This is a genomic window from Candidatus Schekmanbacteria bacterium, assembly GCA_016219965.1.
Taxonomy (GTDB): Bacteria; Schekmanbacteria; GWA2-38-11; order GWA2-38-11; family J061; genus JACRJM01.
On record JACRJM010000007.1, the window covers coordinates 346,850 to 359,699 of the forward strand.

7 protein-coding genes are annotated in these 12,850 nt (G+C 43.8%); all 7 read left to right on the plus strand.

What is annotated here, in order from left to right; all coding sequences use genetic code 11:
* Positions 1 to 93: 93 nt before the first annotated feature.
* Positions 94 to 822, plus strand: coding sequence for a hypothetical protein (locus HZA77_10040; protein MBI5375767.1), 729 nt, complete (start codon positions 94 to 96; stop codon positions 820 to 822).
* Complete coding sequence (locus HZA77_10045) at positions 809 to 1,960, plus strand: MFS transporter (protein ID MBI5375768.1); 1,152 nt, start codon at positions 809 to 811, stop codon at positions 1,958 to 1,960. Before HZA77_10040 ends, HZA77_10045 begins: the two co-directional genes overlap by 14 nt.
* A gap of 90 nt (positions 1,961 to 2,050) precedes the next feature.
* Positions 2,051 to 2,518 carry a bacterioferritin gene (bfr, locus tag HZA77_10050; protein ID MBI5375769.1) on the plus strand — a complete coding sequence of 156 codons (468 nt, stop codon included), beginning with the start codon at positions 2,051 to 2,053 and terminating at the stop codon, positions 2,516 to 2,518.
* Between the two features lie 71 nt (positions 2,519 to 2,589).
* Positions 2,590 to 3,993 (plus strand): amino acid permease, encoded by a 1,404-nt coding sequence (locus HZA77_10055; GenBank protein ID MBI5375770.1) that lies wholly within the window; start codon positions 2,590 to 2,592, stop codon positions 3,991 to 3,993.
* Between the two features lie 84 nt (positions 3,994 to 4,077).
* Positions 4,078 to 4,707 carry a hypothetical protein gene (locus tag HZA77_10060; GenBank protein MBI5375771.1) on the plus strand — a complete coding sequence of 210 codons (630 nt, stop codon included), beginning with the start codon at positions 4,078 to 4,080 and terminating at the stop codon, positions 4,705 to 4,707.
* 539 nt (positions 4,708 to 5,246) lie between these two features.
* Entirely contained in the window at positions 5,247 to 9,233 is a 3,987-nt protein-coding gene (locus HZA77_10065; GenBank protein MBI5375772.1) for a putative Ig domain-containing protein, read from the plus strand.
* A 168-nt stretch (positions 9,234 to 9,401) separates the two neighbouring features.
* The gene (locus tag HZA77_10070) at positions 9,402 to 12,764 is read left to right on the plus strand and encodes a hypothetical protein (protein ID MBI5375773.1); all 3,363 of its coding nucleotides are present in this window, start codon (positions 9,402 to 9,404) and stop codon (positions 12,762 to 12,764) included.
* The last annotated feature ends 86 nt before the right edge of the window (positions 12,765 to 12,850 follow it).

Here is a 12,850-nt window from a genome sequence, read left to right on the forward strand (position 1 = left end):
TTACCTCTTTTCGATTGACCGCCCGGTTTGATAGTTTATACATATATCTATACTTTTTTCATCATCTATAATTTTTGAATAAAGGGGATTACAATGGCTGCAGAAGAACAACACGGTTCTAAGGTATACGATTACTTTGAGAGAATGGACGAGATTATGAGAAAAACATTAAATCCTGTTCAGAATCCCCTTAAAGAAGAGTTCCTTTACAAGAAAGTGGAGCATGAAGGAAAGATCGTCGAGAATATGGCAAGGACATACCACTGCGAGAAATTGAAACATATATCCCTGTCAAAGCTTGTAGTGCATGGAGTAGTGCAATCCCATAACTTCAGCATATTCCCTGACGGAAATTATGATCTTCCGTTTTTCGGGACTGACATAGTTATTTTCGATAAGATGATAGTCTGTTTCTGCGATCTTCAGCCCTACATAAGGGATGAGGAGTCAGTTCAAAAATACATAACGCCTATGAAGCCTCTCTATGAAAAATATAAGCATATACCTAATGAAATGCCCCGCGGGAGAGACTGGCTTGCCGAAATATCATCCAACTTCGGGCTTTCCGTGACAACGACTGATGTTTCCTATGTTGAAGAAGCCTTCCGGGGAGCAATGGAGTATTTCCAGCTTTTTACAACATACCTGAAAAAAGCAGAACCTCTGAAAGACGAGAAAAGAAAAGAAGAGATAAAAAAGGGAAGAGAACATGTAATAGCCATGTACACTGAATATGACCCCGGCTATGGACCGATGAAAAAATACTTCGGGAAAGAATGGACTGACTACTATTTCCACAATATCCTCTTTGCAGGGGCATAAGACAAAAACCCTTCTTATATGCTGCGGGGTAATATTCACCGACATGCTCGGTTACGGGATAATAACTCCGAGTATCCCAATATTTGCAAAACTCCTCAATGCATCGGAAACTGAAATAGGGCTTGCCTTTTCCGCATATCCTGTCGCATTTATCCTTGTGGTGCTCCCATTCGGAAAGCTTGTTGACCGCATAGGCAGGAACCATATAGTCATAAGCCTGGGGATGTTCCTTCTCTTCGCATCATCAATGATTCTCTCCGTTGCGCACTCTTTTTTTGTTCTATCCATGGCACGCGCATTTCAGGGAATGGCATCTGCCATATCATGGGTTGCTGCCCAGCCCCTTGCAGCACAATGCACATCAGAAGACGGAAAAGGTGGGATGCAGTTGAGCCTTATCAGCACTTCATACGGACTGGGCATGATAATGGGGCCAATACTTGGCAGCCTCGACCCCTTTGAACTCCCATTTCTGATTTGCGGCCTCATAGCCCTCACGTTTTCGTTAATTTCATTTTTCGCGGTTAAGACCTCGTACAAAGCTTCAGAAAAAGTCGAAGGCACAGTGAAAAGCCTTCTCAAAAAAAGAGGGATAATGCTGGGCTGCCTCGTAATCTTATACGCCTATCTCTGCATCGGGATGGTGGAGCTTCTTTTCCCGCTTTATATGGACTCTCTCAGTTTCAGCAAATCAGACATAGGGATCCTCTTCGGAGTGCTCGCAATCATCCTCACAATAAGCCAGCCCTTCATAGGAAAGTGGATAGGGAAGTCAGGGCTTTCAAGGCCCATGTATTTTGCATTGGCAATCAACGCCATTGCAATGTTGATAATAGTAAAAGTTTCAGGATTTATTTTCTGGCTTCCTGTTGTAGCAGCTTTTGGTTTTTCGCTTGGTGCATTGGTCACGACTTCAATGTCTCTTATCGCAGCTTCAAGCAGGAAGGGAGAACAGGGGCTTGCCTACGGATTGTGGAACCTTTCATTTTCCATTGGATATCTCATAGGGCCGGCAGCCTCTGGAGCCATTGCGGATTATTCGGGGATGTTCACATCATTTCTGATCGGGGCACTTATAACAATCCCCATCATGATCCTGGCAGTGAAGTACAATCAGATTTCAGAGTTAAATCCGTAACACTTGACTTTTCTTCCATTCTGAAACAAATTGCTCTCTCAGGTTTATTATTTAAATATTCCAGCTACAACATTCTAAGGAGGATGAGAGATGAAAGGAAATGCGAAAGTCATCGAGAAGCTGAATGACCTGCTTGCCGACGAGCTCACTGCCATCAACCAGTATATGGTACATTCCGAGATGTGCGACAACTGGAAATATGAGAAACTCCACAAGTTGGCTGAAAAGCGTGCCATTGATGAAATGAAGCATGCGGAGAAACTTATCGGGAGGATTCTTTTCCTTGAAGGAAAGCCTACCGTAAGCGTTTTAAAAAAGATAAATATCGGGAAAGACGTTGAAACCCAGCATAGCAATGACAGGGCTGCCGAGGATATGGCGATAAAATCTTACAACGATGGAATCCGTCTCTGTGCTGAATTGGCAGACAACGGGACCCGCGAAATTTTGGAAGACATACTAAAAGAAGAAGAGGACCACATAGACATACTCGAAGCCCAGATAGATCAGATCTCGCAGATGGGAATCAAGACTTATCTTGTAGAACAGATAGACTGAAAGAATCTAACATCATAGATACTGAACACAAAAGAGAATTCAGGCGTGGGCTTGGGCTGCTTGACTCCACGATGATAGTGGCCGGCTCTATGATAGGGTCAGGCATCTTCATCGTAAGCGCTGACATTGCCCGCACTGTCGGATGCACGGGTTATCTCCTTCTTGCATGGCTTATCACCGGATTTATAACCCTTGTTGCAGCATTAAGCTATGGTGAGCTTGCAGGGATGATGCCCCACGCCGGAGGGCAGTATGTGTATCTGCGCGAGGCATATAATCCGCTCATAGGCTTTCTTTACGGGTGGACTCTGTTTCTTGTCATCCAGACCGGGACAATCGCCGCAGTTGCAGTTGCCTTTGGAAAGTTTACCGCAGTCCTCATACCATCGCTTAGCGAAAAAAAGATTATATTTTCAATGTCCGGATTCACCATTTCCATTGAACAGGTGCTGGCAATAATTAACATAGCAATTCTCACATACATTAACATGAGGGGATTGAAGGGAGGAAAAACTGTTCAGAACATTTTTACGATAACCAAGCTTGCTGCGCTCTTCGGGCTTATTTTTCTCGGCATCAGCATCGGCAGGAATCCGTCTGCTCTCTCGGCAAACCTCTCCAATCTCTGGAATGCGTCGTGGACCCATATTGAAAAGGGAAAGATCATCTCAGTCGAAAGTATCGGAGGATGGAAAATCTTAGTTGCCATGGGAACAGCCATGGTCGGCTCTATCTTTGCAAGCGATGCATGGAACAACATAACATTCACAGCCGGCGAGGTAAAAAATCCTAAAAGGAACATTCCCTTAAGCCTTGCATTGGGCACAGGGATAGTGACTATCATTTATATTCTTGCCAATGTGGCATACATATCAATCTTGCCGTTAGCCGGAACTCCCGAAGGAGCAGATATCGCGGGACGGGGCATACAGTTTGCAACATCAGATCGTGTCGCGACTGCCGCAGCATCGCTTAGCTTCGGCGAGGGCGCAGGTGCTGTAATGGCAGGGTTTATAATAATATCAACATTTGGATGCAACAACGGGCTTATCCTCTCAGGGGCACGAGTATATTATGCCATGGCTCTCGACGGGGTGTTTTTTAAACGCACAGGGGAGTTGAATGTCCATTCTGTCCCGGGATGGGCATTGCTGGCGCAGGGGATATGGGCAAGCCTGCTCTGTCTCTCAGGGACTTACGGAGACCTCCTTGATTATGTTGTTTTCGCTGTACTCTTATTTTATATCCTCACGATAGCAGGGGTTTTCATCCTGCGAAGAACAAAACCTGATGCCGAGCGTCCTTACAGGGCTTTGGGATATCCTATAATACCGGCGCTTTACATCATAATGGCATCCGTTCTCTCGGTTGTTCTTCTTATCTACAAACCAGCTTACACATGGCCCGGACTTATCATAGTGATTCTTGGAATTCCGGTTTATTTTGTCTGGAAAAAAATCCAGCCAAAACCTTAAAAGCACGTCATTACAAGGAGCAACTGCAATAAGGGAGTTAAGTAAAAATCAACAAACAATCATTAATCAAAAGGAGGAGTTATCATGAAAAAAATATTCTCATTATCTTTTGCTTTTTTGGTTACCATTTTTCTCGCACTGGCTTTAAGCCTTAACATTGCATACAGCGCAGACAAAAAAGCAGACAACAAATCAGATAAACAGGAAGCAAAGAGACAAGACACGATAGACACCAAGCAATACGACATAATGATAGATAAGGGAAAGATAATCAAGAAGGAAGGCCAGATGATGGTAGATAACGGGACTCTCATGAAAGAAGGAAAAATAAAACCAAGCCAGATAGAAATTGATAAGGACATGCTGAAGCAGGAAGGTGATTTATTGATACAAAGAGGCAACATGATGATTGATGAAGGCAATATGATGATGGATAGAGGAGAGATGAAAAAAGAAGGGAAAACAGAAGATTGGAAGATGCATAAAAAAGACGGACAGATGATGGTGGATAAAGGAAACTCCATGAAAGAAGAAGGCAACATGCTGATCGATAAGAGTGAGAAAATGAAAGACGGAGAGTACTTGATGTACAGAGGGATGGTAATGGACAAAAAAATGATGAAGAAGGAAGGCGACAGACTGCTTGAAAAAGGAGACCTGACAATAAAGAACGGCAACTTCGTAATTGAAGAAGCCGGGATGATGAAGAACTGATTATAAATTATATATATTGAAAGTCCCCGCGTTAAAAGCGCGGGGGCTTTTCAGAATTCTCATTTTGTCTTTTTTAAGAATATCAATCTAAAACCGTCTCATTTTTGACTACTCCTTAAATTACATTCTTATTGTTTTTCAATTAGATATCAGAAAATAACTTAATTACTATTGATCACTATGTTCAAAAGATGACACAATTAGTCATAGTTTATGGTCATTAAGTCAAAAATCGTCTCTATTCATTTCCTCCTTACATAGATAAACCATATATTTTTCAATGCATTACAGTAAATTAATATTCCCACTTTATATTTGGCATAATCCTTGCAATAACGCTTATTTATTGAAAAGTGTGCTCTTTCTAAAACAATATTTAATAAATAGAGAGGGTCGCTTTAGTTATTTTTAGAATAGTGATTTATTAGCTCAGTATAATTAAACATAGACAGCTAGAAATGAAGGGTGATAAAATTATCAAGCTTAGTAGTATGAGCAGAAAAACAGATCACCAACAACTAAGAAGCAAGGAGAACAACATGAAGAAAAATTGGTTGGGGTATTTAATTTTATTCTGTTTTGTTACGGCATTTTCATGGGGAATTGAGAGTAGGGTCTGCGCCCAAACAACCCAAATAGATAGCAGGGATAGCAGTGAAATTATTGAGAGGATGGAAAACAAAATAACAGCATCACAGAGGAAAGCTGCCGCACAGCGTGCTGCAGAGGCACGTGCAGCAGCTGAAAAGAGCAAACAGGATACGACAGATACTAAGAAAAGTGACAAGAAAAAGAAATCAAAAAAAGGGAAGAAGAAAAATAATAAGAGCGCAAAGATTGGAGTCCCCGGAACAATGGACCCCGGAGGTACTCCGGATTATTTCGGGATTATTCCCAACTGGGCAAATAGTCCGCTCCCATCACTCGATGGGTCGGGCAATGTAATAACCGGTACCGGAATCAGGAAATTCGTAGATACGTTGCCGGGGCTTGGTGCAGCGAATGCAAACAATCTCGGCCAATATATCCCTGTCGCTATTCCTGATACAACGACATATCCGGGATCTGATTATTACGAAATCGAATTAGTAGAGTATACTGAGCAGATGCATTCTGACCTGCCCGCCACAAAATTGCGTGGCTACAGGCAAACTAATACCACAGACGCAACGGTGAGCGTGCCTCACTATCTTGGACCTCTTATAATCGCGCAGAAGGACAGACCGACACGTATCAAATTCACCAATGGTCTCCCTACAGGCAGCGCAGGAAACCTTTTCATTCCTGTTGACACAACCGTAATGGGAGCAGGGATGGGGCCGGATGGAACCAATTATACAGAAAACCGCGCCACTCTGCATCTGCACGGCGGATTGACTCCATGGATAAGTGATGGAACTCCGCACCAGTGGACTGTACCTGCAGGAGAGTCAACTACACTTCCTACTGGTGTAAGTACGCAAAGCGTTCCGGACATGCCTCTTCCGTCAGGCGGCTCTATGACATTCTATTATCCGAATCAGCAGAGCGCAAGATTGATGTTCTACCATGACCATGCTTATGGAATAACCCGTCTCAATGTTTATGCAGGCGAAGCTGCAGGTTATCTGTTACAGGACACAACTGAGCAAGATCTTGTTTCAAACGGGATAATACCAGCAGACCAGATTCCTCTGATAATTCAGGATAAGACTTTCGTACCCGACACTGCTCAACTTGCCGAGCAGGATCCCACCTGGGATATAGCCAAGTATGGCGGTCTGGGCAGTCTCTGGTTCCCTCATGTTTATATGCCTAACCAGAATCCATATGACCTTTCCGGCGCAAATGCCATGGGCAGATGGGATTATGGTCCATTGTTCTGGCCTGTTTTTAGCATGATAACCAATGGCCCTGTAGCTAATCCTCTTTTTGGAACTGACCCGGTTGAGCCTCCGGAAAACCCGGGAACACCCAATCCGTCTCTAACGCCAGAAGCTTTCATGGACACCCCGGTTGTTAACGGAACAGTTTATCCAACCGTAACATTACAGCCGCAGGCTTATCGTTTTAGAATCCTCAATGCCTGCAATGACCGTTTTCTCAACCTGCAATTATATACAGCTGACCCATCTGTTACCACATCCGATGGCAGGACCAATACGGAAGTCAAGATGGTTGAAGCTTTCCCGCGAACAGGATTACCTGCCCTCTGGCCTAAGGATGCCAGAGATGGCGGCGTACCGGATCCAGCAACCGCAGGTCCGGATATAATCCAGATAGGGACAGAAGGCGGTTTTCTACCAGCACCGGTGGTAATACCTGCCCAGCCTGTCAACTATGAATATAACCGCAGAAACATAGTTGTACTTAATATAATAAACCACTCGCTCTTTCTGGGACCTGCAGAGCGGGCAGATACCATAATAGATTTTTCTGCATTTGCAGGAAAAACACTGATTCTTTATAACGACGCACCTGCACCTGTTCCGGCATTTGACCCGAGAATAGATTACTACACTGACGACCCTGACCAGACTGACACAGGCGGCGCACCTACAACACTTGCAGGCTACGGTCCTAACACCCGTACCATCATGCAGATCAATGTTGCAGCGGCAACTCCTGCGGCTGCATTTAATATGACCGATTTGGAAAATGCCTTTAAATCAACAGCCTCAACGCAGGGGGTATTCGCATCGTCCCAGGACCCGATCATAGTGCCGCAGGCTGCTTATAATTCAACCTACAACACAACTGTTGTTGATAAAATGGGACAAACCTGCGCAAGGATTCAGGACACTTCCATGACCTTCACACCAATGGGCTCTTCCACACCATTAACGATCCAGTTCCAGCCGAAGGCCATACAGGAACTTTTCGAGATGGAATACGGGAGAATGAATGCCACACTGGGCGTTGAACTGCCATTTACCAATTCAACAAATCAGACAACAATCCCATTAGGTTACATAGATCCTACTACAGAGACACTTACTGACTCCATCACACCTCTTGCACCAGCGGCAGACGATGGGACTCAGATATGGAAGATTACTCATAACGGTGTTGACACTCATGCTGTTCATTTCCATCTTTTCAACGTACAGGTCCTAAACCGCGTTGGATGGGACGGCGCTATAAGGCTTCCCGATCCTGAGGAACTTGGATGGAAAGAAACAGTCAAGATGAATCCCTTAGAAGATATAATCGTTGCCATGAGGCCGATAGCTCCTGCACTCCCCTTCGGAGTTCCCGAGAGTATTCGACCCATGGATGTGACTAGACCAGTACTCACTACCAGCTGGGCAAGCATCGACCCGATTACAGGATTTCCGACTACCGTTATTAATGACTATGTCAACTTTGGCTGGGAATACGTATGGCACTGCCATCTGCTCGGGCACGAAGAAAACGACATGATGCGTCCAATATCTTTTAATGTCATAGTTAACTCACCTAATTCGCCTTCCACCCTGAAGGGAACAGCTACAGTTGGACCCAATATCATTCTCACATGGAAAGACCCAACACCTTCAACTTCAGCGAGCACATTAGGTAATCCTAAAAATGAGATCGGGTACAGAGTCGAGAGGGCAAACGGTTCAGACCCCTTTGCAATTATTGGAACAGCCCTTGCAAATGCAACTACATATACTGATACTTCGCTTCCTGGTCCAGGTAATTACTCATATCGCGTTACTGCTTACAATGCTGCCGGTGATTCTTTGCCTTCAGACACTGCAACATTGTCTACACTGGTACTTACCACAACTTCTCTGCCTACCGGTGTAATCGGTATTGCCTACAATCAGACACTTGGCGTTTCCGGCGGGACTTCTCCATATACATGGACCAAAGCCAGCGGAAGTTTTCCGACAGGAATTATAATGGATTCGAGCGGCGCGATCTCAGGCACTCCGTCAGCAACCGGTACATTTAGTTTCACACTGAATGTCTCAGATTCAGCCGGGTTGACTTCAACGCAGTCGCTTTCAATAAAGATAGTGAAAGCTCCTTCCATTACTACGTCAACCCTGCCGTCGGCAACCGTAGGGAAAGGATACACTACTACTGTGGTTGCATCTGGCGGAGTCACACCATATGTATCATGGACAATTATTTCCGGTGCTTTACCTGATGGGTTGAAATTAACGCTTAAATCCAGCGGCGGCGGAATAACTGGCACCCCGACAGCTCCTGGCACCTTCGACTTCACTGTTCAGGTAACAGACGGTATGGGGAACACTGCAAGTAAGGCGCTGTCCATCACAGTAGGAGTGGCACCTCTATCGGTAACAACAACTAGTATTAATTACGCAACCAAAGGTAAAGCTTACTATTTCACTCTAAAAGCAACTGGCGGCGTTGCATCATATACATGGGCGCTAACATCTGGCTCACTACCGAGTGGACTTACCTTGAGCACTACCGGAGTTATAAGCGGCACTCCTACAGTAAAGGGTACATTTACCTTCACTGTACAGGCTACGGATACACTTTCAACAACTGCAAACAGCGGCACACTGACACTAAAAGTATATTAATATTAATTAAACGAACTCACAACTGAACTACAGTTGTGTTAGTAAAGATTATATGAAAGCGCGTGCCTCCTATGGTAACATAGCCGCCATAAGGCTACGTAGCCAGAGAAGGCACGCATATAAAAATTGAGGGAGACTGAAAAGCATCAACTCTTTTAGGGGAGAATTATGATTTTACAATTTAGAAGATTACATTTTATTCTCTATCTTATTTTTTCATTTTGTTTAGTTTCAATTTCATATTCTGCAAGCAATGACAATTTCAGTAGTGCTTTTTCAATTGATGGATCAACAGGTTCTGTTACATGGGACAATGTAGGTGCTACCAGTGAAGACGATGAACCTAATCATGCCGGTGTGGCATACGACTCGGAAGATGATAGCAGTTCAGTCTGGTGGTATTGGGAAGCCTCCTGTTCCGGTGAGATGACACTTGATACCAGCGGCAGTGATTTTAATACAGTATTAGCTGTTTATACCGGGTCAGATATCGAATATTTGACTGAGGTTGTTTCCAATGATGATTGTGAGAGTGAGCAGGTAAGCTGTGTTACTTTTACAGCCGAGGAAGGTGTTGTTTACAGAATAGCTGTTGACGGATACCAGGCTGCACAAGGAAACGGTGTCTTGAACTGGAATTTTATTAGTTCGTCACCACCGGCTAATGATAATTTTGATGATGCTATTCTGTTAACTGGTATTTCAGGTTCTACCACAGGGAATAACCAGTGTTCTACTGCTGAATCCGGTGAGCCGATTCATTTGGATAAATCAAATGGAAATTCCGTTTGGTGGTATTGGACTGCTCCTTCTTCTACTAATATGACATTTAGTACTGATGGGAGCAGCTTTGATACATTATTAACAGTTTATACCGGATCAAGTGTCGATGCTTTGACTGAAGTTGGTTTCAATGATGATTGTGATAATGCTTCTGGAAGCTGCGTTACTTTTGCAGCCGAGAAAGATGCTGTTTACAGAATTGCTGTTGACGGGTTCAAAGGCAGTGCAGGAGACATTGTTTTAAATTGGGAAAATGTTCACCCCTCTAATGATAATTTTGAAGATGCAGACCAGATTAAAGCATCAACAGGTTCTGCAACATGGAACAATGAAGGTGCGACCAATGAAGCCGGCGAACCGAATCATGCCGGTGCGGCATACGACGCAGAGAATAATAGCAGTTCAGTCTGGTGGTATTGGGAAGCTCCTTGTTCCGGTGACATGACACTTGATACCAGCGGCAGTGACTTTAATACTGTATTAGCTGTTTATACCGGATCAAACGTTGATGGTTTGACCGAGGTTGTTTCCAATGATGATTGTGAGAGTGAGCCAGAAAGCTGTGTCACTTTTGCAGTTGAAGATGGTGTAATTTACAAAATCGCTATTGACGGATATCAGGGTTTAGAAGGAAATGGTGTTTTGAACTGGAATTTCGCCAGTTCTTCTTCTCCTCCCAATGATAATTTTGAGGATGCTATTTTGATAGAGGGTATTTCAGATTCCACTACAGGGAGCAATGAATGCTCTACTACTGAATCCGGTGAGCCAAATCATGCGGGCAGCTCTGCTGGTCATTCCGTTTGGTGGTATTGGACTTCTTCTTATTCCGGTGAAATGACATTTAGTACCACCGGCAGTGATATAAATACAGTGCTGGCTGTTTATACAGGATCAAGTGTTGATGATTTGACTGAGGTTGCGTCCAGTGATGAGCAGTGTGATGAGGAGGTTTCTGGAAGCTGCGTAGACTTTACGGCTGAGCCAGGTGTTACTTATAGAATCGCTGTTGACGGAGATAGAGGAAATATCGTTTTAAACTGGAGTATAGACTTTAATGATGATTTTGATGATGCTGATTCAATTAATGGATCAACAGGTTCTGTTACATGGAACAATGTAGGCGCCACCAATGAAGACGGTGAACCGAATCATGCGGGGGCAGCATACGACGCAGAAAATAATAGCAGTTCACTTTGGTGGTATTGGGAAGCTTCTTGTTCCGGTGATATGACATTAAATACAACAGGCAGTGATTTTAATACTGTATTAGCTGTTTATACCGGATCAAGCGTTGATGATTTGACCGAGGTTGTTTCCAATGACGATTGTGAAAGTGAACCGGAAAGCTGTGTCACTTTTGCAGCCGAAGAAGGCATTGTTTACAGAATAGCTGCTGACGGGTATCAGGGGGAACAGGGGAATGGTGTTTTGAACTGGAATTTCGTCAGTTCTTCTCCTCCGCCTCCAAATGATAATTTTGCTGATGCTATTTTGTTAGATGGTATTTCAGGTTCTACCACAGGAAATAATCGCTGCTCTACTGCTGAATCCGGCGAGCCAAATCATGCGGGCAGCTCAGTTGGTAATTCAGTTTGGTGGTATTGGACCTCTTCTTATTCCGGTGAGATAACATTCAACACCAGCGGCAGTGATTTTGACACATTATTAGCAGTTTATAAAGGATCAAGCGTTGATGGTTTGACTGAGGTTGCGTCAAGTGATGATTGCAATGGTGAAGAAGGAAGCTGTGTAACTTTTGAAGTCGATGCCAGTGTTGTTTACAGGATAGCTGTTGACGGCTTTAAAGGCAAGGCAGGAAATATAGATTTAAACTGGGAAGGGAACAATGCCCCAACAGCAGATGCAGGACCTGACCAGACTGTAATTCCAGGAATTACGGTAACCTTAGATGGTACTAACTCTTCTGATGCCGGCGGCTCTATTGCTTCTTATTTATGGACACAAACAGGTGGAACCACAGTAACCCTCTCAGACGCAACCTCTTCTCAGTCTTCGTTTACAGCTCCTTCAGTCAGCTCTGAAGAGACATTAACATTTGAGCTGACAGTAACGGATAATGAAGGCTTATCAGGCACTGATAGCGTTAACATCCATGTTTCCGACACTTGTTCGTATGCCTTGTCATCGCCAAGTCAGCTATTTACTTCTTCTGGCGGCACAGGAACTATAAGTATAACTGCCCCTGAAGGATGTGAATGGACTGCATGGGAAAGTCTTAAATGGATAAATATAACATCATCTAAAAGCGGAACCGGCAGTGGTGTTATCACTTATACGGTTGCGTCTACTACCTCAACAAGTACTGTTGCAGGTACTATAAATATAGCAGACAAGGCTTTCACGGTTACGAGAAACGGCGTTATACACCTTCCCGACCTTAAAGCCATTTCAGTCAGCTCCCCAGACACGGCAAAAAATGGGAAAACAGTTACAATAAAGACTGTGATTAAGAATGCCGGCAAGAAAAATGCAGCAGCATCTTCTGTTCAGTTTTATCTGTCAGCTAATAATAACAGCAGCACAATAGATGGCGATACATTGCTGGCAACTAAATCTGTAAAAGGCTTAAGCAAGAAACAAAGCCGGATTGTTAAATACAACTGGAAGGTAAATGCCACCGCAGGCACCTATTACATTAAAGTCCTATGCGACAGCGACAATGCCATCGATGAGCTAAACGAGAATAACAATATCAAGGCATCGAACAAGATTAAAGTAAAATAGATTTACCTGAAACGTAAGTTTTTAAATGAAGAATCCCCCGGCTCCTGCTGGGGGATTCTTTTTATATGAAGAGAGTGTTCAAATAT